General features: G+C 57.6%; 21 protein-coding genes, 4 tRNA genes and 1 riboswitch. Of the genes, 7 read left to right on the forward strand and 18 right to left on the reverse strand.

Annotation, left to right across the window (positions count from 1 at the left end; translation table 11 throughout):
• Nucleotides 1–249: 249 nt before the first annotated feature.
• The 6 genes from A3K90_RS07460 to murA form a co-directional block, all read right to left on the reverse strand.
• Nucleotides 250–322 (reverse strand) — tRNA-Gln (locus tag A3K90_RS07460).
• A gap of 81 nt (nt 323–403) precedes the next feature.
• Nucleotides 404–1,297 (reverse strand): AEC family transporter, encoded by an 894-nt coding sequence (locus A3K90_RS07465; protein WP_011357318.1) that lies wholly within the window; start codon nt 1,295–1,297, stop codon nt 404–406.
• 55 nt (nt 1,298–1,352) lie between these two features.
• Nucleotides 1,353–1,426: transfer RNA gene (locus A3K90_RS07470), tRNA-Arg, on the reverse strand.
• A gap of 50 nt (nt 1,427–1,476) precedes the next feature.
• Nucleotides 1,477–1,550, reverse strand: a tRNA-Glu gene (locus A3K90_RS07475).
• A gap of 29 nt (nt 1,551–1,579) precedes the next feature.
• A tRNA-Ile gene (locus A3K90_RS07480) sits at nt 1,580–1,653 on the reverse strand.
• Between the two features lie 88 nt (nt 1,654–1,741).
• On the reverse strand, nt 1,742–3,016 hold the full coding sequence (gene murA / locus A3K90_RS07485) for a UDP-N-acetylglucosamine 1-carboxyvinyltransferase (protein ID WP_303681970.1): 1,275 nt from the start codon (nt 3,014–3,016) through the stop codon (nt 1,742–1,744).
• 322 nt (nt 3,017–3,338) lie between these two features.
• Here murA and A3K90_RS07490 point away from each other — a divergent pair, with 322 nt between their 5' ends.
• The 3 genes from A3K90_RS07490 to A3K90_RS07500 are packed head-to-tail and all read left to right on the forward strand — an operon-like array spanning nt 3,339 to nt 6,031.
• Nucleotides 3,339–4,631 (forward strand): murein hydrolase activator EnvC, encoded by a 1,293-nt coding sequence (locus A3K90_RS07490; protein WP_303681971.1) that lies wholly within the window; start codon nt 3,339–3,341, stop codon nt 4,629–4,631.
• A 16-nt stretch (nt 4,632–4,647) separates the two neighbouring features.
• Entirely contained in the window at nt 4,648–5,184 is a 537-nt protein-coding gene (locus A3K90_RS07495; protein WP_303681973.1) for a hypothetical protein, read from the forward strand.
• Nucleotides 5,185–5,197: 13 nt separating this feature from the next.
• On the forward strand, nt 5,198–6,031 hold the full coding sequence (locus A3K90_RS07500; RefSeq protein WP_303681974.1) for an NAD+ synthase: 834 nt from the start codon (nt 5,198–5,200) through the stop codon (nt 6,029–6,031).
• A 45-nt stretch (nt 6,032–6,076) separates the two neighbouring features.
• Here the strand turns inward: A3K90_RS07500 and nadB are convergent, their stop codons facing one another.
• From nadB to mreC, 9 genes are all read right to left on the reverse strand, one after another.
• The gene (nadB, locus tag A3K90_RS07505) at nt 6,077–7,672 is read right to left on the reverse strand and encodes an L-aspartate oxidase (RefSeq protein WP_303681975.1); all 1,596 of its coding nucleotides are present in this window, start codon (nt 7,670–7,672) and stop codon (nt 6,077–6,079) included.
• A 103-nt stretch (nt 7,673–7,775) separates the two neighbouring features.
• The gene (locus A3K90_RS07510; protein ID WP_303681976.1) at nt 7,776–8,414 is read right to left on the reverse strand and encodes a DedA family protein; all 639 of its coding nucleotides are present in this window, start codon (nt 8,412–8,414) and stop codon (nt 7,776–7,778) included.
• Between the two features lie 105 nt (nt 8,415–8,519).
• Entirely contained in the window at nt 8,520–9,065 is a 546-nt protein-coding gene (locus A3K90_RS07515; protein ID WP_303681978.1) for a pyruvoyl-dependent arginine decarboxylase, read from the reverse strand.
• Nucleotides 9,066–9,175: 110 nt separating this feature from the next.
• On the reverse strand, nt 9,176–10,393 hold the full coding sequence (gene tyrS / locus A3K90_RS07520) for a tyrosine--tRNA ligase (protein ID WP_303681979.1): 1,218 nt from the start codon (nt 10,391–10,393) through the stop codon (nt 9,176–9,178).
• A 25-nt stretch (nt 10,394–10,418) separates the two neighbouring features.
• Entirely contained in the window at nt 10,419–10,892 is a 474-nt protein-coding gene (gene smpB, locus A3K90_RS07525) for an SsrA-binding protein SmpB (RefSeq protein ID WP_303681980.1), read from the reverse strand.
• 8 nt (nt 10,893–10,900) lie between these two features.
• Nucleotides 10,901–12,388, reverse strand: a complete 1,488-nt coding sequence (locus A3K90_RS07530) for an FAD-binding oxidoreductase (RefSeq protein ID WP_303681981.1) — start codon at nt 12,386–12,388, stop codon at nt 10,901–10,903.
• Nucleotides 12,378–14,282, reverse strand: a complete 1,905-nt coding sequence (gene mrdA / locus A3K90_RS07535) for a penicillin-binding protein 2 (RefSeq protein WP_303681982.1) — start codon at nt 14,280–14,282, stop codon at nt 12,378–12,380. The genes A3K90_RS07530 and mrdA overlap by 11 nt, the downstream gene beginning before the upstream one ends.
• A gap of 3 nt (nt 14,283–14,285) precedes the next feature.
• Nucleotides 14,286–14,777: a rod shape-determining protein MreD gene (locus A3K90_RS07540; RefSeq protein WP_303681983.1), complete on the reverse strand. Its 492-nt coding sequence runs from the start codon at nt 14,775–14,777 to the stop codon at nt 14,286–14,288.
• A 5-nt stretch (nt 14,778–14,782) separates the two neighbouring features.
• Nucleotides 14,783–15,637: a rod shape-determining protein MreC gene (mreC, locus tag A3K90_RS07545; RefSeq protein ID WP_303681984.1), complete on the reverse strand. Its 855-nt coding sequence runs from the start codon at nt 15,635–15,637 to the stop codon at nt 14,783–14,785.
• A 174-nt stretch (nt 15,638–15,811) separates the two neighbouring features.
• On the opposite strand from mreC, the gene A3K90_RS07550 reads away from it, so the two are divergent.
• From A3K90_RS07550 to A3K90_RS07565, 4 genes are all read left to right on the forward strand, one after another.
• Nucleotides 15,812–16,183: a co-chaperone GroES family protein gene (locus A3K90_RS07550; RefSeq protein ID WP_303681985.1), complete on the forward strand. Its 372-nt coding sequence runs from the start codon at nt 15,812–15,814 to the stop codon at nt 16,181–16,183.
• A 1-nt stretch (nt 16,184) separates the two neighbouring features.
• Nucleotides 16,185–17,150 carry a quinolinate synthase NadA gene (gene nadA, locus A3K90_RS07555; RefSeq protein ID WP_303681986.1) on the forward strand — a complete coding sequence of 322 codons (966 nt, stop codon included), beginning with the start codon at nt 16,185–16,187 and terminating at the stop codon, nt 17,148–17,150.
• 41 nt (nt 17,151–17,191) lie between these two features.
• On the forward strand, nt 17,192–17,953 hold the full coding sequence (locus A3K90_RS07560) for a hypothetical protein (RefSeq protein WP_303681987.1): 762 nt from the start codon (nt 17,192–17,194) through the stop codon (nt 17,951–17,953).
• 24 nt (nt 17,954–17,977) lie between these two features.
• Nucleotides 17,978–18,260, forward strand: a riboswitch (cobalamin riboswitch).
• 200 nt (nt 18,261–18,460) lie between these two features.
• Nucleotides 18,461–23,026, forward strand: a complete 4,566-nt coding sequence (locus A3K90_RS07565) for an LAGLIDADG family homing endonuclease (protein WP_303681988.1) — start codon at nt 18,461–18,463, stop codon at nt 23,024–23,026.
• A gap of 114 nt (nt 23,027–23,140) precedes the next feature.
• Here A3K90_RS07565 and A3K90_RS07570 read toward each other — a convergent pair whose 3' ends face one another.
• Genes A3K90_RS07570 through A3K90_RS07580 form a run of 3 tightly spaced genes read right to left on the reverse strand, consistent with a single transcriptional unit; the run spans nt 23,141 to nt 25,317 of the window.
• Nucleotides 23,141–23,836: a cell division ATP-binding protein FtsE gene (locus A3K90_RS07570; RefSeq protein ID WP_303681989.1), complete on the reverse strand. Its 696-nt coding sequence runs from the start codon at nt 23,834–23,836 to the stop codon at nt 23,141–23,143.
• A complete protein-coding gene (gene pdxA, locus A3K90_RS07575) occupies nt 23,833–24,849 on the reverse strand; it encodes a 4-hydroxythreonine-4-phosphate dehydrogenase PdxA (RefSeq protein ID WP_303681990.1) in 1,017 nt (338 codons plus the stop codon). Before pdxA ends, A3K90_RS07570 begins: the two co-directional genes overlap by 4 nt.
• Nucleotides 24,850–24,852: 3 nt before the next feature.
• Entirely contained in the window at nt 24,853–25,317 is a 465-nt protein-coding gene (locus tag A3K90_RS07580; protein ID WP_303681991.1) for a DUF4293 domain-containing protein, read from the reverse strand.
• Nucleotides 25,318–25,327 lie beyond the last annotated feature (10 nt).

Below are 25,327 nucleotides of genomic sequence, written 5' to 3' on the forward strand. Positions count from 1 at the left end.
GGTGCTGAACCCGGCTGAAAAGTGAATGTTTTTTTCAAAAAAATGCGTCATCTTCGTTGACATTGTCCGGGGGTCAGATTGTTAGGGGAGATACAGTTCTGAAATATAAACTTGGAGCCCATGATCTGCAATTATAGTTGATCATGCAGGACGAAGTTCACCCTTTCAGCTCACTATCCAAGAAAATGGGGTGATTGGGTACGAACGGAAAAAGCCCCGTGACATATTCTGCAGCGGGGCTTTTCGGTGCTGAGGAGCCAGGACTCGAACCTGGAATTGCCTGATCCAGAATCAGGTGCCTTACCAATTTGGCCACTCCTCAATCAGCTTGAGAGTTGTGAATATAGGAAAAATTTCCAATTCAAAACAATTTTTTGAGCGACAGGGTTACCGGGCCTCGGTTTCAGAGGATTGTGAGCAGAATGGGGATGAGGAGAAGCGAGAGCAGCATGGACGTGGTGACCAGTGATGCGGCGTAGTCGCGGTCGAGGTTTTCGATGGCGGCAAAGGTGAGTGTATTGAAGCCTGCGGGTGCCGAGGCTGCGATGATGAGGATGGCCCTGTCAAGTCCCCTGAGGTTGAAAAGGTCGGCAAGCAGGAACCCTGCAGCCAGTCCAAGCACCATCCGGACGCCGATGCCGGCGATGATGTCCTTCATCCGGACTTTTGCGAAGCGGGCCGATGCTCCGAGTGCCAGGAGCAGAAGGGGGACGGCCAGTGCCGAAAGCGAGTTGATGATACCTGCTTCAATCGGCCCGGGTCTATGTGAGGCAAGGTTGAGGAAGAGTCCCGCCATGAGGGCCCAGACAGGAGGGGAGAGCGCGATTTTCCGTGCAATGGCCAAGCTTCCCGCTCCGTTGCCGCGGCAGGCGAATCCGTAGGCGATGGTGTAGGCTGAAAGACTGTTGGGGAGGTCAAAGACAAAGAGGCGGGCCAGTCCTTCATCACCGTAAAATGATTTTACGAAGGGAACGACGAAGCCGAGGTTCATGATGATCGAGCCGGCAAAAAGTACTCCCTCGGTCTTGTTCTCAAGATGAAGCAGGCGTCCCGAGACAGCAGCGCCGCCAGCCGAAAGCATTATGATGATGATTGCCGAAAGCGGCAGGAAGAGCATTCCGGGTTCAAGGGATACAAAAGGCAGGACGGAGAGGAGCAGTGCCGGCAGTGCGAGGTTGTAGATGATCTTGAAAAGGGAGTCGATGGCCACTGTGTCAAGAACGCCAAGCTTGCGGAGCAGAATCCCGATGGCGAACGTCGCAAATGTAGGGGCTAGAAGAAAGGCGAGATCGAACATAGCAGTTATGAACGATACGGTTTGGAGAGGAGTCCTGTGTTGTATGCCTTTCTCGTGCACCCGAGAGGATTCGAACCTCTAACCGTCTGATTCGTAGTCAGATACTCTATCCAGTTGAGCTACGGGTGCATATAGATGAACCTCTGCCTGCCTTTGCCAGCAGAGGTTCATGTGATATGTAGCGTGTACGGGATTCGAACCCGTGATCTTCGCCTTGAGAGGGCGATGTCCTGGGCCACTAGACGAACACGCCAGGTATTTCTCTATTGCCGTCATAACCAGTGGGCCCTGTAGGACTTGAACCTACGACCCAGCGATTATGAGTCGCTTGCTCTGACCAACTGAGCTAAGGGCCCTCAGCGCTTGGCTTTAGAGGCTGTTAATATAACGCGCTGATGATAAAATGCAAAGCAAAAATCTCTTTTTTCAAAGAATTGTCCTGCTTTAGCCGAATTCACTGTACTTTTCGCGCTTGATCTCGGCACCAAGGTTCTGGAGCCTGGTTTCAATTCGTTCATAGCCGCGGTCAAGGTGGTAGACCCGGAGCACTTCAGTCGTTCCTTCTGCCACCAGTCCCGCAAGCACCAGGCTTGCCGATGCCCGGAGGTCTGTCGACATGACTTTTGTTCCCGAGAGTGCCTGAGGTCCGTGTACGACGGCCCAGTTGCCTTCTATGTCGATATGTGCCCCGAGCCGGTTGAGTTCCGGGATGTGGTTGAAGCGTTCATGGTATACATGGTCGGTGATCTCACTGGTGCCTTCAGCCTGGGTCATGAGCGCCATCCACTGGGCCTGCATGTCGGTGGGGAAGGCGGGAAAGGGTTCGGCGGTTATGTCCGTAGCCTTGAGCCGGCCGGTGCTTTTGAGGATCACGGTGTCGTCGGTGGTCTCGATCCGGCAGCCGGCATCACTGAATTTCTGGAGCACGGATTCCATATGGGATGGGATGACGCCCCGGATGGTGACGGATCCGCCGGTGATGGCGGCCGCTGCCAGGATTGTCCCGGCCTCGATTCGGTCGAAGATGTTGCTGAATTCCACATGCCGGAGGGAGTCGCAGCCGTGTATGATGAGCTCGGTGGTGCCGGTGCCCCGGATATCGGCGCCCATGGCCTGAAGGAAATGGCAGAGGGCCTCGATTTCGGGTTCAGCCGCAGCGTTCCTGATAATGGTGGTGCCTTCGGCAAGGACAGCCGCCATGAGGGCGTTGCCGGTTGCGCCGACTGACGAGACCGGAAAATCTATGGTTGCACCCTTGAGTCTGCCGCCTTCGGCAACGGCATCGATGAAGCCGGTCTCAATGGTGATACGGGCTCCTAGCTTTTCCATAGCCATCAGGTGCAGGTCTATCGGGCGCGGTCCGAACGCGCAGCCGCCCGGCAGTGATACTCTGGCGTGCCCGAACCGGGCAAGCAGGGGGCCGAGCAAGTAGATCGAGGCCCGCATTTTTTTGACGAGTTCATAGGGGGCAAGGACGCTCTGGACATTGGCTGTCGTAATCGTGAGGGTATTGTGGGAAAAAGCGGTCTCTGCCCCGAGGTGGTCGAACAGCTGTCGGAAGGTGGTGATGTCCTGCAGATCGGGGATCCGGTGCAGGGTGAAGGTGCCGCTGCCGGAAAGCAGTGTGGCGGCGATGATCGGCAGCGAAGAGTTTTTCGAGCCGGAGGCTGTTATTTCGCCCTCGATTCTCTTTCCTCCCGTGATGACAAGCTTGTCCATTGGGTGTGTGGTGTGTGTGCGGCGGCGCCTTGAAAAACGGATAGTTAATGCTTTCGTCGCCAGAAAAACAAATTAAATTTTCCCCGGCGGTTTGCGAAGAAAAGATTTAATGCTGTACCTTGAAACATTCCCTTGCGCCCGGGTCCGCCGACCTCCCGAAGGAGCCGCCGGAGAGGGGTGCCTGAACACCGGGCCTCCGGCACCGAATGCACCAGTGATGAGTATAGAGAGACGCCAACCCATTCCCCTAAACGTGACTGAATCTTCCATCCCGGGCCGCTTTCGCCCGTTTTCGTTTTCTCATTCCGCAGCCCGCCTGTTTGTGCTGTCCGTCATATTTTTCCTGTTTCATCTCGCTGCTTTCCCTCCCGCGGCATATGGCGCCACGGCCGGGGAACTCTCAAAGATCAAACGGGAGCGTCAGGATGTAGAGCGGACGCTCATCAACCTGAAAAAAGAGCTTGATGTCTATCAGAAGAAGCTGAATGCCACCAAACGGCAGGAAACGACCTCACTGAGGCGCCTGAAGACCCTTCAGAACAAGATTACGGCACTTGGTGAACTCATCAGGGAGAATCAGCGCTATCTTGCGGTGCTTGACCGGGACATCGACCGTCTTGAGGGACAGTTCAAGGAGAACCGGCAGGTATATGGACGGGTCTCGTCCGCTTTTGGCCGAACAGCGGTTGCCGTGTATAAATACGGCGTCGACAGGGAGATGGAGAATGTGTTTGCCGCACGTTCTGTCAACGATGCCATCGTGAAGGCTCAATACATAGGCTTTTTCGCTCAAGCGGTACATGGCCATGTCGACACACTCCAGCAGGTCGCCCGGGAACTGGAGCACAACCGGGCCGAGCTGGAAAAAAGTTACAGGGCGAAAGCCGAGGCCGTGAAGGATCAGGAGCGGCAGCTGAAAAACTATGCCGCCAGCAAATCGGAGAAAGAGACGGCACTTGTGAAGCTGAAAGAGGAAAAGGCCGCCTATACCGAAAAGGTGCTTGCCGCCAGACGCAAACGGCGGCAGCTGCAGGGCCGGATCGAAGCCCTCATCAGGGCGGAGCAGCGTGCCATCGAGGCTGAACAGGCTCGTCGTCTGGCCGCACAGCCTGCTCCGCAAAAGGCCCCTGCTCCAGGAAAAGCGCCTGCTCCGGCAGCGGGGCGCAGGGTGCCGCCTCCTCCGGATTCACCAGAACTGCGTAAGGTTTCAGCGGATTTCGACAGGGCGTTCGGCCAGTTGCCCTGGCCGGTCGCAAACGGCAGGGTATCGCAGCGTTTCGGATCGGTGACTGATGCTGAGCTGAAAATCGTTACAACGAACAACGGCATCGACATCGCCGTACCTGCCGGCACCCCGGTGAAGGCGGTGTCCGGCGGCAAGGTTGCCCAGATCGCCTTCATGCCGACATTCGGCAACATCGTCATCATCCGCCACCCCAATTCGTACCTCACGGTGTACGCCAACCTTGGAGACCTTCGGGTTACCAAGAACGACCTCATTGCTTCCCAGCAGCTGATCGGACTTTCCGGCAGGAACCCGGATGGCGGTTCCGTCGTGCATTTCGAGATCTGGAAGGCCGGCGTGAAGCAGAACCCTGAAAAATGGCTCAGATAGGCAGATGCAGGGAGGATTGAAGCAACTGTTCGGCGCAATGGTCGCCGTCCTGTTCCGGTACAGGAGGTTCTGGCTGGAGCTGAAGGCAGGCGCCTGGCCTGAAGGACTTGACGTGCAGCGGGCTTACGCCGTACCGGTCATCGCCATGGTGCAGCTCCTGAAGTTTCCGCTCATCGGCGTTCCGCGTCCCGCGATGTTTTTCGCCATTGCCTCATTCATCATTGACGTGGCGGCGTTCTACGTTCTTTCCGGCGCCACCTCCCGTATACTTTTTCAGGAGAAGGCCGGGGAGATGGAGGGCGGCGTGGTGACGGTGCTGTCCTATGCCATGACTCCGGTCTGGCTGTTTGAACTTTTCTATTTCACAGGCAGCTGGAGCTGGATTTTCGCCCTTCTGGCGCTCGGCCACATGCTGCTCATCTCGAGTTCCGGATTTTCCTCGCTGTTCAGCCTTTCCGGCCGGTCAATGAAAACCGCCGCACTTTTTGCCGGCGTCCTTCAGGCGTCGGTGTTCGTGCTCTATATGTCGCTTGTGCGGCTGTTCAATTTTTAATTGTTCCTTTTTCATGCAGCCTCAGGACCTCGATCTCAACTACGGCCTTCTCGAAGATATTCTCAAGGCCTTCCTCCAGAACGAAATCCGGAAGTTCGGATTTTCCTCCGTTGTGCTCGGCCTGTCGGGCGGCATTGATTCTGCCGTCGTCGCCGAGCTTGCCGTCCGTGCACTCGGCCCTGAGCATGTTCTCGCCCTTAAAATGCCCTACAAAGAGAGCAGCCGCGAGAGTCTCGAGCATGCCGACATCATGATACGGCGTCTGAATATCAAGGCTGAAGAACTTCCCGTGACGCCGATGGCCGATGCCTTTTTCCGGGACGTACCGGAAGGGGAGCGGCTGCGCAGGGGCAACATCATGGCCAGAACCCGTATGGTGCTGCTCTATGATGTGTCCGCCCGGGACGGGAGCCTGGTGGCCGGAACGAGCAACAAGACTGAACTCCTGCTTGGCTACGGCACCATGTTCGGCGACATGGCCTCGGCCGTCAATCCGCTTGGCGACCTCTACAAGACCCAGGTCCGCGGGCTGGCCCGCCATCTTGGCATTCCTTCCATCCTTATCGATAAAGCGCCCTCAGCCGACCTCTGGGAAGGGCAGAGCGACGAAAGCGATCTGGGCTTCTCCTACGGGGAGGTTGATCTCCTGCTCTACATGATGCTTGAACTGCGCATGGACCGCGCAGCCATACTCGGTGAAGGGGTTGCAGCATCCTTCTATGACCGGGTCCGTAAGATGGTGGTGCGCAACCAGTACAAACGGCTGATGCCGGTGATTGCGAAGATTTCAGGCCGAACGCCCGGCATCGATTTCCGGTATGCAAGGGACTGGCAGGAAGTACGGTAGTCGAAGCGGGGGAGGCTTAAGGCCTCCCCCGTTCTTTTTGCCTTATCAGAACGAGCGCAGCACCGTGTCCATATGGAAGTGCCGGTCATCGGTTTCGGGGTAGTCGGTCGTGTAGTGCAGTCCCCGTGATTCCCTCCGCTTTATGGCCCCTTCGATGATGAGGCTCGCTACCTTGATGATGTTGCGCAATTCGAGCGTCTGGGTGGTGATCTTGGTCTTCTTGTAGTATGACTCGGTCTCCTCTTTCAGAAAGTCGATGCGGCGCTGTGCCCGCTGCAGGCGAAGGTCGCTGCGAACGATTCCTACATAGTCGTTCATCACCTGCTGCGCCTCCCGCTTGTTGTGAGAGACGAGGATCCACTCTTCGGGGTTGACGGTGCCGCTGTCGTCCCAGTCGGGAAAGCTGACGGTGTTCTGGATGCTGTGCAGCTCCGTTTGGATCTGTTCGTACGACCGCCATGCGAACACGAGAGCCTCGAGCAGCGAGTTGCTGGCAAGGCGGTTGGCGCCGTGCACTCCCGTGCAGCTGGTCTCTCCGCAGGCATAGAGGCGGTTCAGGGTCGTTCTTCCTCGGTCATCGGTCCGTATTCCTCCGCAGGAGTAGTGAGCTGCAGGAACAACGGGGATCATCTCCTTCGTCATGTCGATGCCGAACTCGAGGCATGTTTCGTAGATGTTCGGGAAGTGCTCGATTGTTTTTTCCGCCTCGATGTGGGTGACGTCGAGGAATACGCACTCTTCGCCGCTTTTCTTGATTTCCGAGTCGATGGCCCGCGCTACGATGTCGCGCGGGGCGAGGTTCTCCCGCTTATCGTACTTATGCATGAAGGCCTCTTTGTTTTTCAACCGGAGTATGCCGCCGAATCCCCGGACCGCTTCGGAGATGAGGAACGACTTGGCTTTCGGGTGGTAGAGCGAGGTGGGGTGGAACTGGATGAACTCCATGTTGGCTATTTCTGCCCCTGCCCGGTAGGCCATGGCAACGCCGTCACCGGTGGCGATGTCGGGATTGGTGGTGTGCGGGTAGACATGGCCGAGTCCTCCTGAGGCTACCATCGTGATCTTTGCGAGGATCTTTTTTGGTTTCCGCTGCAGGGAGTCGAGCACATAGGCACCGTAGCAGGTGATGTCGTTGGTCTTGATGCCCCGATGGTGCTCGGTGATCAGCTCAATGGCGAAATGGTGCTCGAGCAGTGTGATGTTCGGGTGGCTGTTGACGCGGTTCAGGAGTGCTGTTTCGACTTCGCGGCCGGTGAGGTCCTGGGCATGAACGATTCGGCTATGCGAATGTCCGCCCTCCTTGCCGAGATGGAGGTGGTCATGGTCTGATGTGGTGAACTGCACGCCGAGGCTTATGAGCCGCTGGATGTGCCGCGGTCCTTCCCGGACCATGGTTTCCACCATTGCTTGGTTGCAGAGACCCGCTCCAGCATCAAGGGTGTCGGCGACGTGGAACTCGGTGCTGTCGTTCTGGTCTATCGTTGCAGCTATTCCGCCCTGGGCCCAGTTGGTATTGGAGGTTGAACTCTCTTTTTTCGTGATGATGGTGACCTGGGCGTGGTCTGCCATGTGAATGGCGAAATAGAGGCCGCCGATGCCGCTGCCTATCACGAGGACGTCCGTCTTGATCTCTTCGGTCATGGGTGTGTGTGGTGTCGCATTGCTGTTCGGGTGCGGTTGTGTCTGGGGGAAAATACCACGTCGCAGGCATTTTTCCCTGCGGCTTTCTCTCAGCCGTTGTTTCCTAGCTGCCTTCGGGTTGTTTTTTTAGGCTTTTTCGGGGTGGTGCGAGGTGCTTCAGGGCGCTGGCCACGATGACGATGATGCCCATGACGATAATGGCATGGACCCATGTGACGAGTTCCGGAAAAAGGCTCGCGACAAAGTAGCCGATGAGGGTGAAGACGGATACCCAGACGGTGCTTCCGGCGATGCTGAAGAAAAGGAGCGAATGAAGCGGCATACCGGTGACGCCGGCGAGCGTGGCGGCAAAGCTGCGGACGACAGGGATGAAGCGGGCGAGGAGCACGGCTTTCGGCCCGTGTTTCTGGTAGAAGGCTTCGGTTTTTTCAAGGTGTTCGCGATGAAAGAAACGCGAGTCGCTTTTCATGAAAAGCCGCCTGCCGAGGTGTTTGCCGATAAGCCACCCGGTGAGGTCGCCGATGACGGCCCCGGATGCGAGGGTGAGCATGACGAGTGAAAGTTCGAGCCTGCCTGAAGCGGCTATGAGCCCTGCCGTGATAAGCAGCGAGTCACCCGGGAGGAAGAAGCCTGCAAAGAGCCCTGTCTCTGCAAAAACGAGCAGGAAGAGCAACAGGTACCCGCCCTGGAGGATCAGTTCATCCAGGGACCCGATATGGAGAAGGGCGTCGGACAGGGGCATTGGCGTGGGTTGAAAGCATACGGCACCCTCTCCGGCCGGCTGGCGCGGTGAAGGTGCCGTTTCCTGTTGCTGTTGCTGGGGTCTCTGCTTGCTTTCTCTGGATGCTTAGGGAAGCAGGACCGCGCATGATATCACGGTCGTCCACATGCCGTTTTCTCCTTCGGCCGACTGCGTGATATTGTACGAGTTGATGATCTTGCCGCTCATCTTGTAGATGCCTTCGCGTTCGTCCCAGTCTTTATTGGGGTCGAACTCGATGCCGAGCGTGGTTGCAAGCATTGTGGCGGCCAGATCCTCGGCGTATTCGCCCGACTGCTCTTCGTCTTCTCCGAACGGGTGGTGCTCGGACAGGTAGCCGTACTGGGTGTCATCTGCCGGTATTGCCACACCGATAGATGCTGCTATGAGGCGGTTGTACTCGTTGGTGGAGTTGCGTGCCATTACCGCGAATGTGATCTGGCCCGGGGTGAGCATTTTCACTCCCTCTTCAACGCTTACTCGCTCGCATTTGGGGGGGAAGATGCTTGAGACGGTAACCAGATTGCATTTTTCAATTTTGGCATCCCTCAGCGCCAGCTCGAACGAGGAGAGATATTCCTTGTGCCTTCCCACGCCTTTGGTGAAGAAGACTTTTGTCGGGACGAATGACAATGCAGTTCCTCCGGATAAATTGTTGCTGAAATTTTGACGCTACCGAATTTGAGCAAGTATAGGAAAAAGGGATGGCATTCAAAATGTTTTTTTATGAGTGCTCCCGCAATTCAGCTGTTTGCGGCTGTTGCAATCCTGAAAAACTTTCGCTTGCCGGCTTTTAGGGTTTTCGGCTCTTCTGAAAGCGTGATGACAGCCTTGATGTCCAGGATCCGTTCCTCGTCGATGGACACGGCGTTCTGCTGGATCATTCGCCGTGCATCGTTCTTCGAGGCTGCGGCTCCAAGCGCTAAAAGGAGGTCGACGAGCGGAAGCTCGGGTTCGCTGAACAGGGTCAGTTCAATCTCTGTAGGGGCTTTCTTGTGGACGAAGAGCCGATCGAAGTGCTCTTCGGCAGCTTCGGCTTCAGTGGTTGAGTAGTACTGTGTGACGATTTCTCGGGCGAGCCTCCGTTTGGCGCTGCGGGGCTCTTCTTCCCACCCTTCCAGGATGGCGCGGCGGCCTTCTCCGTTATGCGGAAGCAGCAGGCGGCACCAGTTTTCGATGAGGTTGTCGGGGATGGAGAGAACGCGGCCGTACATGTCGGAAGGAAGATCGTTGAAACAGACTGCATTGCCGAGCGATTTCGACATTTTGTCTTCGCCGGCAGTGCCGACAAGCAGGGGCATGGTGATGCATACCTGCGGCAGAATGCCGTATTCGCGCTGCAGATCACGGCCGACGAGGAGATTGAACTTCTGGTCGGTGCCGCCGAGTTCCACGTCGTTGCGGAGGTGGACGCTGTCCATGGCCTGGGCGAGCGGATAGAGGAACTCGTGAATGGATATGGGCTCGCTTGAGCGGTAGCGGCGTTCAAAATCGTCGCGCTCGAGCATCCGGGCTACGGTGTAGTGGCTGGACAGGCGGATGACATCGGCAAAGGTCATTTTGCCGAGCCAGTCTGCATTGTAGCAGATGGTCGTTTTATGGGGGTCGAGAATCTTGGATGCCTGTTCGAAGTAGCTTGCCCCGTTTTGGCGGGCCTCTTCGGCGGTGAGCTGGGGGCGGGTTTTGCTTTTTCCGGAGGGATCCCCGATCATGGCGGTGAAGTCGCCGATGATGAGGATGGCCTCATGGCCGAGATCCTGGAACTCACGGAGTTTGCGGAGCACGACGGAGTGGCCGAGGTGGAGATCGGGGCGGGAGGGGTCGGCGCCGAGTTTCACCTTGAGGGGCGCTCCGGTCTTGAGGCTGTGCTGGATCTTCTGTTCCAGTTCGGCGGGGCTGATGATTTCAACCGTGTTTGCGGTGATGACATCAAGCTGTTCCTGCAGGGAGGGAAAGGACATGGTGCGGTAGGTATCTAAATGGTGGTCAGTACTGTTTCCTGAGCTGCTGAAGCTGACGCTCGTTCTCCCTGCCCTTAATGGTTTCGCGCTTGTCGTAAAGCTTTTTGCCTTTGGCCATAGCGAGTTCCACCTTAAGCCGGCCATTCTTGTCGAAGAAGGCTTTCAGGGGGATGAGGGTCAGCCCTTTTTCATTGATTTTCGACTGGAGGCGCCGGATTTCCTCTTTGTGCAGCAGCAGCTTCCGGCTCCGCTTGGGTTCAAGGGCGTCGAGGTGGTTGAACTCGTAAGGGGTGATTTGCATGTTCTCGAGCCATACCTCGTCGTGATGGATGGTTGCGAAGCTTTCGTTGAGGCTCGCTTTGCCGAGGCGCACCGATTTGACTTCGCTGCCGAGCAGCTCAATGCCGGCGACGAGGGTCTCGAGGATCTGGTACTCGTAACGGGCTTTCCGGTTCTGGATGGCCTCTGTGTATGAACGTGTCTGCTGCTTTTTTGCCACCGGGGCGGTTACTGGTTGCGGTTTTCGAGATATTCGACAGGAATGATGTTGCCGATGTTGAGTATAAGGAACGGGTCGAGTGTGCGCTTCAGCGCAGCCATTTCCCTCAGCCCTTCCTCTCCGTACATCGCCGCAAGGTATCCGCTCTTGAGCTTGCCTATGCCGTGTTCGGCAGAAAGCGTGCCCCCGAGTTCAAGCACCTTCGCTATAAACTCCAGATAGAGCGCCTTGGCCTTGAGGAACTCCATGTGGCTGCGCGGCAGGATGTTCAGGTGCACGTGGCCGTCACCGATATGGCCGAAAATAATATAGACAAAGCCCTGCTGTTCGCAAGAGGTGCGGTAAAAATCGAACAGTTCCCTGAACCGGGGGACAGGGACGGCCATGTCGGTGCTTACTTTGCTCTCTTCCTGTCGGCTGAGCCATTCGTTGACCAGGAGCGGGAGGCTGTGGCGGAACTCCCGCATCCGGTCCTGCTCCTCCCGGTCGAGGGCGATCCAGGACTCATCAGCCATGCCGCTGTGCTCTTCAACGAGAGTGAACAGGGCTTCCAGGTCCTGCTCTTCATCCTCGGCGGTGGTTTCCTGTTCGAGAAATATCGCACCGGCCGTGTGTTCGGGTGTGTCGGGGTACTGCTGGCGAAGAAATCCGAGCGCATGCTCTTCGAAGAGTTCGAGGGCACGGGGGCGCTGGGAGCGTTCGGTCGCTCGAAGGGTTTCGGTGAATCTCATAAGCCCTTCCATTTCGGTGAAATAGAGTATTGCAGAGATAATTTTCTCCGGCAGGGGAATGAGTATGAGGTCCGCTTCGACGATGACTCCAAGGGTGCCTTCTGAGCCGATGAAGAGGTCGACGACATCCATCCGCTCCCGGGTATAGTAACCGGCGTTGTGCTTTGTCGTCTCAGGCATGCGGTACGTTGGCCGGTGGAACTCAATGCTCCTCCTGAAGGGGCGCTCGAGCCGGAAGATGCCTTGGTCGTTTGCACAGTGCTCACCTCTACGGAGGCTGAGCATGTCGCCTTCAGGCAGGATGACGGTGATGCGCTCTATGTGGCGGCGCGTGGCCCCGTACTTGAAGCTTCTGGCACCTGAGGAGTTGTTGGCGATGGTGCTGCCGATGAAGCAGAGCTTTTCAGTGGGGTCCGGCGGGTAGAACCATCCCGCGGCTTCGGCTTTTTTCTGTACATCCTCGAGCATGGCGCCGGCCTGTACCCTCATAAGGGCTTTGCCGGGCTCAGTTTGCCGCGGCTCGCCGATGGCGTTGAGCTTTTCCATTGATATGATGTACCCTCCGAGCGGTATTCTGCCGCCTGTGGTGCCGGTACCGTTGCCGGAGATGGTGTATCTCCGCCCGAGAGCTGCGGCATCACGGAGCAGGGCCGAGATCTCTTCCGGGGTTTCGGGTATGTAGACACCTTCGGTATGGCCTGTTTTCAGGTTGCTGGTGTCTTCCAGATAGCTCTGTATGGATGCAGGGTCCTGTTTATGGATCATGGGGTACGGGTTCGGCTGCCGGCGCTTCCTGAGGTGGAGGGGCGGTTTCAATGACGGGAAGAGACTCGCTCAGCGAGTCGGGAGATGTTTCCTGAAGAGAGCCGGTTCCTCTGAGGGAGTCGGCTGCGGGGGGTTTGGGCAGTACAGGCTGCAGGTAGCGCTGGATGAGCTTTCCGGCAATCGGTGCCGAGATGGTGCCGCCGAATCCTGCGTTCTCCGCGAGGACGGCGATGGCGATTCTGGGTTTTTCGACCGGAGCAAAGGCGATGAACCAGGCGTGGTCTTTACCCCCGGGATTCTGGGCCGTGCCGGTTTTTCCCGCGACCCGCACTCCAGGCACTGCAGCGAGCTGGCCGGTGCCTTCCTTGACGACGTCTGCCATGCTTTCGCCGATGAGCCGGAAGGTAGCATCCGATATGGGGACCTTTCGGCTGGTGTGCTGGATGGGGACGAACCGGCCGGATTCGGTGTCGCGGTAGCCGCTTGCGATATGGGGCTGGTGAACGGTACCGCCGTTGGCGATGGCTGCTGCATAGGTCGCAAGCTGGACGGGTGTGGCGCCGAGTTCACCCTGGCCGATGGCAAGGCTGACCAGGTACCCTTTGGTCCAGCGGCCTTTGCCGTAGCGGCGGTCATAGTAGGCTGCCGATGGCAGCAGCCCGCTCCGCTCGCCGGGCAGGTCTATGCCGGTCCGGGTTCCGAACCCGAACATGGCACCATACCGGGTCCATTCGGCAAACCCCACGTCGAACATAAGGCTGTAGAAATACAGGTTCGAGGATACGGTGATGGCGCGCCGCATATCCACCCAGCCGTGCCCTCTTCCTCCATGACTGAGGAACCGCCGCCGGCCGTAGGTGAAGACGCCGTTGTCAAGAACTTTTTTCTCCGGATCGATCCTGTTTCCCTCCAGGGCTGCCATGGCGAGCACCATCTTGTAGATCGAGCCGGGAGGGTATACGGCTTGAACGGTTCTGTTGAAAAGCGGTTTTCGGGGATCCGTGATGATTGCGCGCCACCCTTCGGGATCGGTGGCGCCGTTGAACGTTTCCAGATCGTACCCCGGGGAGCTCTCGAGCGCAAGGATCCCTCCTGTGGATGGATCGATGGCGACGATCGCCCCCGAGCGGCCAGTGGCAGCAAGGAGCTCCCCTGCCAGCTGCTGGAGTTGTAAGTCGATGGTGAGGTAGAGGTCGTCCCCCCTGACGGCGGGGATGTCGCTCCGGCCGTCGTCGTACTTTCCTGCGTAGCGCCCGAGCGGAGTGACCATTTCAAACCGTGCGCCTTTCGTGCCTTTCAGGCGGTCTTCATACTGTTTTTCAAGGCCGCTGAAGCCGATTTTATCATCCTGGGCATATCCTTGCAGCACCAGTTCGGCGACATCCTTTCGGGCGATCTGGCGCAGGTAGCCGAAGAGGTGTGCTCCGTAGCGGGAGTCGGCGTATTTGCGTTTGTTCTCAGCTTCGATGAGGACGCCGGGCAGTTCCCAGAGGTTTTCGCCGAGGCGTTCAACGTCCTGGCTCTCAAGGTCCCGACGGAGGGTGACGGCCGAGAAACGGTTGAAGTTCCGCCCCCTCTCGATTTTCTGTGCGACTTCCTCCATAGGCCTTCGGATCAGCCATGCAAGGGCCTCCGTTCCGGAATCGTTGAACTCTGCCGGGATGACTTTAACGGAGTAAAGCGGTCTGTTGTCGACCATGATGATGTCGTTGCGGTCGATCATGCGGCCCCGGGGAGGCTGGATCCAGACCCTGCGGATGCTGTTCGACGAGGATATCGAGCCGAGTTGCTGGAAGTCAAGCACCTGGATCCAGAACAGCCGGCCGAGGAGGACGGCAAAGGCGGCCACGATGAGGATTGAAACGATCCTGGTGCTGTGCTGCAGTCTGTCCATCTCTCAGTCTGAAATTGTGTTTTTCAGGATGAGCAGGTTTGACACGAATGCCAGCATGAGGGTGAAGAGTGTGGCAAGGAGTCCGAGCACGACGATGCGGTAGACGGGGGAAAGGCCGAGGGGGTTCAGTCCGATGGCAAGGACGGTATGGGAAACGAATGCCGCGGAGGCCGTTGCACCGTATATGCGCCGCATTTTCTGGCTTGGGGTGGCATGGCTGTCGCGGGGGATGTGGAATGAGCCCGCGATAAATCCACCGGTAGTTCCTGCCAGCATATGGAGTCCTATGTCTCCCGTCAAGATGCCGCAGAGCATGCCACCGAGGAAACCGAATCCCGTGCCTGCGTTGCGGCCGAGGGTAACGGCACTGAAGCCGAGAAAGACGGCGAGGGCATCCGGGGCAGTATGGAACAGGGTAAGGCGTGAAAACCCGAGCACCTGCATGATGCAGACGATCAGGAGCACAAGAAGAAGGACGAAAACGTTTCTGGCCACAGTGCTTATTGTTGCGTTAATGGTTCTCTTTTTCCGGGACCCGGGGTGCTGAGCATCCTGAGCTTTTCCGGCTCATTGTTGAGTGGCGCCAGGAGGACATAGTCCAGCCTGGAAAAATCGACGGCGGGTTTCATTTTGACCATGCTGAACAACCGTCCCGGCATTACCGACGTCACCCGGCCGACAGGGAGCCCTGCAATGGCAAAGGTGCTGAAATCGGTGGTGAGCAGTTCTTCGCCCGTGGCAAGGGTGCTGCTGATGGGAATGTGCTCGACATTGGCCATGTCTGCGCGTCCCCCGTCCCAGGAGACGAGGCCCGTGGTCCTGGTCCCTGCCGACACCACGCTTACCTTGAAGTCGGAGTGGATGAGGGGCATGATGGAAGCATAGTGTGCCGATACCGACACCACCCGTCCGACAAGTCCGTCGGGGGTCAGCACCGTCATGTCTTTTCTGATGCCCTCGTTCCTTCCTTTGTCGACAAGGAGCATGTTTTCACGCTCGCTGAAGGTCCTGTCGATGACACGGGCGGTTTTGAAGCCCTGCATGGCGGGGGGCGTGGCTGCATGGATGTTCAGCAGCGCGTTCTGGCGCTGCAGGGCGGTTTCAGCAACGAGGAGCTTCGTCAGAAGGCGGCTGTTCTGGGCCAGCAGCCGGTCATTCTCCTTCTTCAGGTGCAGGACATAGCCGAAGCCCTGGATTTTCTCTGCAACGTAGCCCCGAAGGTCATAGCCGGCAACGGCGACTTTTGAGGGAACATCGTTCTGTTCAATCGCGGTGATGATGAAGGATATCCCCGAGAGGAGGCTGACGAGAATCCAGGAATTGTATCTGAGGAATATCTTGAAAGAATTGTTCACGGTTTGGAATGGTTATGCGGCATCTTCCGGGCCCCGGCCGCCGGATCCGATTCATGCCGGTGGTCCGCCGGATTTGCCGGACACGGAATTTTTTTACATTTTCACTCTTCCTCAGGAGGCGGGGACAATGGCCCGCAGCAACTCAGGGGTAATCAGCTTGACCGGTTCGGGAACATGAATATAAGTAAATTTGTCGTTGTCGGCGATAGGGTCCTCGTCAAACCTAAATCCCTTGAGGAACAGACGAAATCGGGCATTTATCTCCCGCCCGGCGTCCAGGAGAAAGAGAAGATCCAGAGCGGCTACATCCTCAAGGCGGGACCGGGATATCCCGTAGCTCCGCCTTCAGTGGATGAGCCCTGGAAGGAGAGCGTCTCCACGCCCCAGTACATCCCCCTCCAGGCCCGTGTCGGGGATCTTGCCATTTTCCTGCAGGCCAGCGCCCATGAGATCGAGTACGATGGTGAGCGCTTTCTCATTGTTCCCAATTCAGCCATCCTGCTCCTTGTCCGGGAGGATGACAATCTTGAATACTATCTGAAATGACATGAAAACAGCCAATGTCGGCAGCCAGCCTGAAGCGCTGTCCATAACCGAGCTGCAGGGGCGCGTCAGGGAACTGAAAAAAGAGATGCATGCGGTCATTCTGGCCCATTACTACACCCTTCCCGAAGTACAGGCTGTCGCTGACATCGTAGGCGACAGCCTCGCCCTTGCCCGTGCGGCCGAAACGGTCGATGCCGATGTGATCGTCTTTGCCGGTGTCTATTTTATGGGCGAGACGGCAAAGATACTCAACCCCTCGAGGATGGTGCTGATGCCGGACCGCAATGCGGGATGCCCTCTTGCCGACAGCTGTCCGGAGGAGGATTTTGCGGAGTTCCGCCGCCGCCATCCCGGGGCCATCGCCATCACCTACATCAACTCCACCGCTGCAACAAAGGCCCAGTCCGACATCACCTGCACCTCGTCGAACGCCCTTTCAATCGTCCGCCAGATTCCCCCGGACCAGCCGATCATATTCGGACCCGACAGGAACCTCGGCGATTACATCGCCCGCCAGCTTGGTCGCGACATCATCCTCTGGCAGGGGTTCTGCTATGTTCATGATGCCTATAGGGCGGAGATGATGAAGACGGCGCTGAGGGAGCATCCCGGCGCTGAGCTCATTGCGCATCCGGAGTGCCGCCGTGAGGTGCTGGAGCTCGCATCGTTCGTCGGCTCGACCCAGGCGCTGCTCGAATACACCCTGAAAAGTCCGTCCGAAGCCTTCATCGTAGCCACCGAGCCCGGTATCCTCTACGAAATGCAGCGCCGATCGCCACATAAAATCTTCATTCCCGCTCCCCGTGACATGACGAATCCCAGGAGCGTCTGTACCCAGATGAAGCAGAACACACTCGAAAAGCTCTACAGCTGCATGCTGAATCGTTCACCAGAAATAACCGTTCCGGAACCCCTGCGGCTTGCCGCCCTGAAGCCGATCCGCAGGATGCTCGACATGTCCGCCTGAGCCGGCGGCGGAAAAGGGGCGTCACCTCCAGAAAGAGTCGCATGCATACATTCCTGTCGTCCGTACTGGCACTCATACTGACTGTTCCCTTGCTGCTTTCTCCCAGAGAGGCCTTTGGCTGGCATGACCGGACCCATGTGGCCATTGCATGGGCGGCAGGGTTTGAACGCTGGTACAGCGCTGCGGCTCCCGACGTTGCAAAGTCGAAGTATCCCTGCGGTGCCTATGAAGGGAAGAACCATTACTTCCATAACCCTGAAAACATAGAGGTCACCCGGGAGATGGTGCAGCGGCAGGCCGGCCGCCATGACCGTGCCGATGATCCGGATGGGCACCTCTACGGAGCCATCGTGGCTTCGGTTCAGGAGTACCTGGCGCTTCGGGCCAGAGGAAAGTTCGCGGACTACCCGATGGTCTACGCCGCCCACTATGCCGGCGACCTTTCGATGCCCCTTCACAACGTAGCCTACGATGACTTCAACCGTGCACGCCACCATGCCAATGATGGCGTCATCGAAGAGAGCGTGTTCCGGGATGCCGCCCTTCTCCGGAGCCGCATCTACCCCATACGCATCGGGAACGAGGATGAGCTTGCTTCTGAAATCGCCCGCATCGCCGAACTCTCCCGCCAGCTCGCCCTCCGGATGCAGCGAGAGGGCCGCAATATGACCAGGACAGAGGCTCTCGGGCAGGCGGTGCACTCCGCCTCGCTCCTGAAGGCTATCCTCATTTATGCAGGATGCCCCGTCCTTGATCCCCCTGAAAGTACGTTGGCTCCTTTGGTTTCGGCGGGTTGCGAATGATGTAAAAAATACTTAAACTTGAGCCTGTTCTTTTTTCTTTCCGGTGCCGGACGCCCCAGTGGTCCGGATAATAGGGAAGTACGCGAAAACCGTACACTGTGCCCGCAACTGTATGATGGTTCGCCGTCAGTAAACAAGGCAGCTCTGCCGATGTTTTCTGATGGTATGCATCAAGTCCACTTCGCCAACCGCAATACTTCCGCAGGGATGGCGTGGGAAGGACTTGAGCACAATGATTGCCGGCCCTCCGGGGCAGGCTGCAATGCCATCGAAAGTCAGGAAACCTGCCGGAAAGACGCTGCCCAGAAGGCTTCGGGATGAAGGCCCGGCAGCTGTCCATAATCCCCGTTTCGGGGCCCGTGTCAACTTTCTGATTTATGTTATATTCTTTCTTTCCGGCATGAAACACGTATTGCACCCGGTTTGCGATATGGTTTGGTATTGTATGTAAGCTATTTTAAAAGAATATTTTAAGTTTCCCTCAAACTCTGATCCCGGAGCGCTTCCATGAAAATCTCCCGCCTCTTCACATCTCCCGGTGAAAACGTCTATGACCGGTTCGAATATACCCGGAAGTCTTCGGTCCTCAGGAACCCCGACGGCTCCAAAGTGTTCGAGATGAATGAACTTGAGGTCCCGAAGCACTGGTCGCAGATGGCGGCCGACATCCTTGCCCAGAAATATTTCCGCAAGACGGGCATTCCGCAGGTTGATGAGAACGGAAATCCCGTGCTTGATGAAGAGGGACGCCCGGTCACCGGCAGTGAGCACTCCATCCGCCAGGTCGTACACCGCCTTGCCGGATGCTGGCGGGAGTGGGGTGAAAAACACGGATATTTCGATACTCCTGAGGACGCTGAGGCGTTTTACGATGAGGTCGCCTACATGCTCATTGCGCAGCAGGGTGCTCCAAACTCCCCCCAGTGGTTCAATACCGGACTGAATTTTGCTTACGGCATCACCGGTCCTGCTCAGGGACACTACCATGTCGATCCTGCCACGAAGAAGGTGGTCGAGTCCCTGGACGCATACACCCGTCCGCAGGCGCACGCCTGTTTCATCCAGTCCGTCAATGATGATCTGGTCAATGAAGGCGGCATCTTCGACCTTGCGGTACGCGAGGCCCGGGTCTTCAAGTTCGGAAGCGGCTCGGGCACCAACTATTCCAACCTCCGCTCTTCGGGCGAAAAGCTCAGCGGCGGCGGCAGCTCGTCGGGCCTCATGAGCTTCCTCAAGATTTTCGATTCTGCTGCCGGCGCCATCAAGTCGGGCGGAACCACACGCCGGGCGGCGAAGATGGTCATCATCGATATCGACCATCCGGATGTCGAGAAATTCATTGAGTGGAAGGCCCGTGAAGAGGATAAGGTCGCCTCGCTCGTTGCCGGCTCCAGAATATGTTCCCGCTTCCTGCAGGCCATTGTCGAAGAGGCCATCCTGAATGGAGCCGACAGGCTTGAGAACCCTAAACTCCAGCGCCTGATCGAGAACGCCCTGCACCGTGCCGTGCCGATGAGCTACATCATCCGTGTGCTTGCACTTGTCGAGCAGGGCTATACGACGCTTGATTTTGAAGAGTACGACACGCATTACGAATCGGAAGCCTACCAGACTGTCGGCGGACAGAACTCGAACAACACTGTCAGGGTGACGAACGCCTTCATGAAGGCGGTCGAGAACAACGAACTCTGGATGCTGAAGGAGCGCACCACCGGCAGGACCGCCCGTGCGGTCAACGCCCGTGAACTCTGGGAAAAGATTCTCTTGAGCGCATGGAAGTGCGCCGATCCTGGCCTTCAGTTCGACACCACCATCAACGAATGGCACACCTGCCCGGCAGCCGGCAGGATCAATGCGAGTAACCCCTGTGTGACTGCAGAGACACTGGTCGCCACAGACCGGGGACTTGAGCGTATCGGGGAACTTGTCGGACAGTCGAGAGGTATTAGGGGTATTGAGGGCAAGCTGCACTGGGTTGAAAAGATTTTCCCGACCGGCACGAAAGAAGTATACGAGCTCCGGACGAAAGCCGGATATCGCCTGAAACTCACCGGAGATCATCCCGTTTATACTGAAAATCGCGGTGATGTCAAGGCCTGTGAACTCTCCAAGGACGATGTGGTCCGACTTGTCGGGGCAGAGTTTGGTAAAGAATCGACAGGCTCTGTCGATGTTGCCCAGCTGATCGGTCTGCTTGTCGGGGATGGCTGTATTACCCGGAATGCTGAACTCACGGCTTCCAAAGAGCAAGGCAGTGTTGATTTTCTTGCCATGGACAAGGCTGAAGCGGAGATTGCCGGATGGGCAAATACGCTCATTAACGATCTTCGTCCGGAGCTTGGCGGGCACAATAAGCAGGGATCCCTCACCCAGACCCTCACCTCGTCCCGCGTCGCTGTCGGCAGTCCCGGAATTCTCAATCTGCTTGAGCGTTATGCGGTTCTCGATGGTGGAAGCGAAAAGAAAATGTTTCCCGATGCGGTGTTCCGTCTTCAGCAGGCTGAACAGGCGGCTTTGCTCCGTGGACTTTTCACTGCCGACGGTACGGTTGCCAACTATGGCGTCAAATCCCGGTATGTCGCGCTCGATTCCACCTCGCTCGACCTGCTTCTGCAGGTACAGCTGCTGCTCCTGAATTTCGGCATCAAGGCCAGAATCTACGAGAATCGCCGGGCCGGGGACCTTGTCTCTATGCTTCCGGACGGCAAGGGCGGCATGAGGGAATATACGGTGCAGGAGATGCACAGCCTGCGCATCAGCCGCAGCTCCAGGGTTCTTTTTCAGGAGTCCATCGGATTCATGGAGGAGAGCCGGAAGGCTGAAGCGCTCGCACGTCTGAACATGACGGTCGACACCTATCCTGACCCGTTGGTCGACAGGGTGGCATCACTGAGGAGTATCGGCCGGCAGCCGGTTTTCGATCTTACTGAGCCTGAGAACCAGCACTTTATTGCCAACGGCATCGGTGTTCATAATTGCAGCGAGTACATGTTCCTCGACAATACGGCCTGCAATCTCGCCAGCCTTAACCTGATCCACTTTATCGACGAAGAGTCCGGGCATGTCAAGATCAACGAACTCCGGCACGCCGCGGCACTCTGGACCGTCGTGCTCGAGATCTCGGTTCTCATGGCCCACTTCCCCTCGCCGGAAATTGCGCGTCTCAGCTATGAGTACCGCACCCTCGGTCTCGGGTTCGCCAATCTCGGCACCGTCCTGATGGTGCTCGGCATCCCCTACGACTCCCCGAAAGCGCTTGCGCTTGCCGGTGCCATTTCGGCCATCATCACCGGCCAGGCCTATGTCACCTCAGCAGAGATCTCCCGCGACCTCGGTCCCTTCGACGGTTACCAGACGAACTCGAAGGAGATGCTCCGCGTCATCCGCAACCATCGCCGTGCAGCCCGCAACGAGTCGGAGGAGGAGTATGAGGAACTGTCGGTCAAGCCGCGCGGAATCGATTCCGAGTACTGCCCGAAAGAGCTCTTCGACGCAGCCGGCAGTGTTTGGGACGAAGCGCTGCAGAAGGGAAAGAAGTACGGGTTCCGCAATGCCCAGGTCAGCGTCATCGCTCCGACCGGCACGATCGGCCTCGTCATGGACTGTGACACTACCGGCATCGAGCCTGAGTTCGCAATCGTCAAGTTCAAGAAACTCGCAGGCGGCGGCTATTTCAAGATCGTCAACCAGTCGGTGCACAAGGCCCTTGGCCGTCTCGGCTACAGCGCCAAGGAGATCGACGAAATCGAAAAGTACTGCAAGGGAAGCGGTTCGCTTGACGGGTGCCCGTCGATCAACCGCCAGTGGCTCGTCAAGCGGGGCTTCACCGAAGAGAAAATCGCCCTGCTCGAGTCGAACCTTGCTGCGGTATTCGACATCCGGTTCGCATTCAACAAGTGGATTCTCGGAGAGGAATTCTGTCAGTCGCTCGGCTTCACGGAAGCCCAGCTGAACGATCCCGGCTTCGACATGCTTCAGGCTCTTGGCGCAAGCGCCGAGGACGCCGAAGCGGCCAATGACTTCATCTGCGGCACCATGACGATCGAGGGTGCGCCGCACCTCAAGCTGGAGCACCTGCCGGTGTTCGACTGCGCCAGCCGCTGCGGGCAGAAGGGGCTCCGTTTCATCAATCACATGGCCCATGTGCGTATGATGTCGTCGGTCCAGCCCTTCATTTCCGGCGCGATCTCCAAGACAGTCAATATGCCGGCCACCGCCACCACCGCTGAAATCGGTGAGGTATACCTGTCCGGCTGGCAGCACATGGTGAAGGCCATCACCGTCTATCGTGACGGGTCTAAGCTCTCCCAGCCGCTCAATATTTCAAGTTACCAGGATCTGGACGAGGTCATCATGCTCGGCAACGAGGAGGATCTTGATGAGACGAAAGGGCCGCGCGAAGTCCAGGAGCGGATCATCGAGCGGGTCTATCACCGCAGCGAGCGCCGCGTTCTGCCGAAGCGCAGGAAAGGCTTCATCCGCGAAGCATACGTCGGCGGCCATAAGGTGTTCCTCCGTACCGGCGAATACGAGGATGGTGCGCTTGGCGAGATCTTCATCGACATGTACAAGGAGGGTGCATCCTTCAAGGGTCTGCTCAACTGTTTCGCCGTGCTAGCCTCAAAGGCCCTGCAGTACGGCATGCCTCTCGAGGAGCTGGTCGACAGCTTCACCTTCACCCGCTTCGAACCGGCCGGTGCCGTTCAGGGGCACAATGCCATCAAGAACTCGACCTCGATTCTCGACTACGTGTTCCGCTCAATCGGGTACGACTACCTCGGACGCAAGGACTTCGTCCATGTGAAAGCAGTAGATGAAGTCCCCGAACATGGCGCGGAAGCAAAGAAGAGCAACGGGCACGCCTCGCCACTGAGCGCTCTGGAAGCCGAGGCAGCCTCTGGCGCCCATCATGCGGGGTCTGAGTACTCCAGCACGCTCAAGAGCCAGGTCATGCAGGCAAAGGTGCAGGGTTACACGGGCGAGCAGTGCGAGAACTGCGGATCCATGCGCGTAAAGCAGAACGGAACCTGCAAAGTCTGCGAAGACTGCGGCATGACGACCGGTTGCTCCTGAGAGGGTTGCGGCATTATGGCGACATAGCTTGAAGCCCTCATATGCATTCTGCATATGGGGGCTTTTTAGCTGGTGTCTGTTGAGGGTTCCGGGGGGAACGAACCCTTTCGCCCGTTATGCCGGGACGGGCCTGTATCCGGTCGTGCGTTCCTCGATTGATGCTTCGAGAAGTCCGCGGTCCTGTATCAGGAGGGTTCGAGAGGGGGAGTGGCGGATGAGTTCATAGTCGTGGGTACCGATGACGACGATGATGCCTTTCTGGTTGATCTTTTTCAGGTACTCGAGGATTTCAAGCGAGGTGTCGGGGTCAAGGTTTCCTGTCGGTTCGTCGGCAAGGATCACCAGGGGTTCCCGGACCAGGGCGCGTGCAATCGAGACCCGCTGCTGCTCGCCGCCTGATAGACGAAGCGGAAGCTCCCGGGCGGCATCCGAGAGGCCGACGCTTTCAAGCGCGTGCATCACCTTTTCCCGGATCAGTTTTTCCTTCGTGCCGGTCACCTTCAAAACGAACGCGAGGTTGTCGTATACGCTCCGGTCTTCAAGCAGCCTGAAGTCCTGAAAGACGATGCCGAGTTTACGCCTCAGAAGCGGGATCTCCCGTTTTCTGATGGTTCTGGAGTTGTAGCCGGCAATGATGAGTTCTCCTTTTATCGGCTTGATCTCCATATACATCGTTTTCAGGAGTGTCGACTTTCCGCTTCCGCTTTTACCTGCCACAAAGACCAGCTCACCCGGCTGGATGGTCAGGTTGAGGTTTGAGAATACCGGTTTTCTGTTGAGCTCGATATCCAGATTGACGAATGAAATCATAGGGACAATCCTGTTTTCTTTTTCCTGTTTTCAGCAATGGTAGCGGCAAGAAGTGCGGCTTCGTGCAGGCTTTCGGCCGAAGCCGTGCCTTTGCCCGCTCTGTCGAATCCCGTGCCGTGGTCGGGAGATGTGCGTACGATCGGCAGGCCGAGGGTTACGTTGACTCCGCTGTGGAAGGCGAGTACCTTGAAGGGGAGCAGCCCCTGGTCATGGTACATGGCCAGAACGACGTCAAAGCGGCTCTGCATCCGGGCTCCGAAAAACCCGTCAGCCGGAAAAGGTCCCTCAAGGTGCATCCTCTGCTGCAGCCGCAGGATTGCGGGGCGGATCAGCTCCTCCTCTTCGCAGCCCATGACACCTCCATCGGAGGCGTGAGGGTTGAGGCCGAGGACAGCAATGGAGGGGTGCTCTATGCCGAAATCTGTTTCGATGCATGCTGAGAGGCGGAGGAGAAACAGATCGATATCCGTGTTTCTGACAAGCTGAGGAACGCGTTCAAGAGGTTCATGGATGGTAAGGAGCGCCACCTTCAGGCCGGATACCCTGTCGGCAAAAAGCATGATGGGGGAGGGGACACTGAACATCCTTCCGAGCATGCCGGTGTGTCCTGAGTCAGGGCAGCCGGCAAGGGCGAGCGACTCCTTGTGAAGGGGGGCTGTGACAAGTGCGTCGAACTGCCCGTTCCGGCAGAGTTCCGCGGCAACCTTGACGGACTGCATTGCGATGCTTCCTGCTTCAGCCGTGAGGGTCCCGGGCTCTATCGAGAGGGGTTCGGCAACACTCAGCACCGGGAGGACCCCGCAGCTGCATGAGGGCAGGTGCTCAAGCGCCCGGGCGTCTTCAACCCGCTCCAGCTCTATCGGGAGGCCGAGTGTCTGGCGGTAGTGTTCGAGAACCCGGTATGAGCCTGCAACGGCGAACCGGTGCCCGCTCTTCTGGAGTTCAAGGAACCCTTTCAGAATGATTTCCGGGCCGATGCCGTGGGGATCGCCGAGCGAGAAAACGATTCGCATTGTTTAGAGTCGCTTGTATGCGTTGGCGATTTTTTCATCCTTCTGCACCCCTTTCATGGCGAGCCATAAGAGGACTGGCTCCGGGAGGATCATAAAGAACCCGGTTTCAGGTCCGTGTATGAAGCTTGCCCCGCCGGCGAGGAAGTACTGGTTCATGAAGTGTGCTGCCGTGAGGGCTGAGAGCAGGTCGCCGACAAAGAGAATGACGCCGAGTGCAATCACCTTCTGCTGGAGCGCGCGTTGCTTGTAGAGGAATATCGCTGCCAGGGATGCAATGGCGGTGAGAGGTGATAAGATGCCGGAGGTGAGGGTACCTGCGGTGAAGAGTATGCCGGCCCCCTCGAACGGGGTGAAGTCGCCAATTGGAAAATACTCCAGAGCACTGAAGCCCCAGAACGGGAAAAGCATGCTGCCGCAGGCGAGAAGCGCGACGAGAAAAAGGTAGAGGGTCTGGATTCGTGCCAGCATGACGGTAAGT

The sequence above is a fragment of the Pelodictyon luteolum genome (assembly GCF_001622165.1).
In the GTDB taxonomy this organism is placed as follows: domain Bacteria; phylum Bacteroidota; class Chlorobiia; order Chlorobiales; family Chlorobiaceae; genus Chlorobium; species Chlorobium luteolum_B.

Bases quoted from the DNA above. Each gene is read 5' to 3' on its own strand.
- A3K90_RS07465 (WP_011357318.1), bottom strand. From the start codon at position 1,297: ATGTTCGATCTCGCCTTTCTTCTAGCCCCTACATTTGCGACGTTCGCC.
- murA (WP_303681970.1), bottom strand. From the start codon at position 3,016: ATGGACAAGCTTGTCATCACGGGAGGAAAGAGAATCGAGGGCGAAATA.
- A3K90_RS07500 (WP_303681974.1), top strand. From the start codon at position 5,198: ATGCAGCCTCAGGACCTCGATCTCAACTACGGCCTTCTCGAAGATATT.
- nadB (WP_303681975.1), bottom strand. From the start codon at position 7,672: ATGACCGAAGAGATCAAGACGGACGTCCTCGTGATAGGCAGCGGCATC.
- A3K90_RS07510 (WP_303681976.1), bottom strand. From the start codon at position 8,414: ATGCCCCTGTCCGACGCCCTTCTCCATATCGGGTCCCTGGATGAACTG.
- tyrS (WP_303681979.1), bottom strand. From the start codon at position 10,393: ATGTCCTTTCCCTCCCTGCAGGAACAGCTTGATGTCATCACCGCAAAC.
- A3K90_RS07530 (WP_303681981.1), bottom strand. From the start codon at position 12,388: ATGATCCATAAACAGGACCCTGCATCCATACAGAGCTATCTGGAAGAC.
- mrdA (WP_303681982.1), bottom strand. From the start codon at position 14,282: ATGGACAGACTGCAGCACAGCACCAGGATCGTTTCAATCCTCATCGTG.
- A3K90_RS07550 (WP_303681985.1), top strand. From the start codon at position 15,812: ATGAATATAAGTAAATTTGTCGTTGTCGGCGATAGGGTCCTCGTCAAA.
- nadA (WP_303681986.1), top strand. From the start codon at position 16,185: ATGAAAACAGCCAATGTCGGCAGCCAGCCTGAAGCGCTGTCCATAACC.
- A3K90_RS07560 (WP_303681987.1), top strand. From the start codon at position 17,192: ATGCATACATTCCTGTCGTCCGTACTGGCACTCATACTGACTGTTCCC.
- A3K90_RS07565 (WP_303681988.1), top strand. From the start codon at position 18,461: ATGAAAATCTCCCGCCTCTTCACATCTCCCGGTGAAAACGTCTATGAC.
- A3K90_RS07570 (WP_303681989.1), bottom strand. From the start codon at position 23,836: ATGATTTCATTCGTCAATCTGGATATCGAGCTCAACAGAAAACCGGTA.
- pdxA (WP_303681990.1), bottom strand. From the start codon at position 24,849: ATGCGAATCGTTTTCTCGCTCGGCGATCCCCACGGCATCGGCCCGGAA.
- A3K90_RS07580 (WP_303681991.1), bottom strand. From the start codon at position 25,317: ATGCTGGCACGAATCCAGACCCTCTACCTTTTTCTCGTCGCGCTTCTC.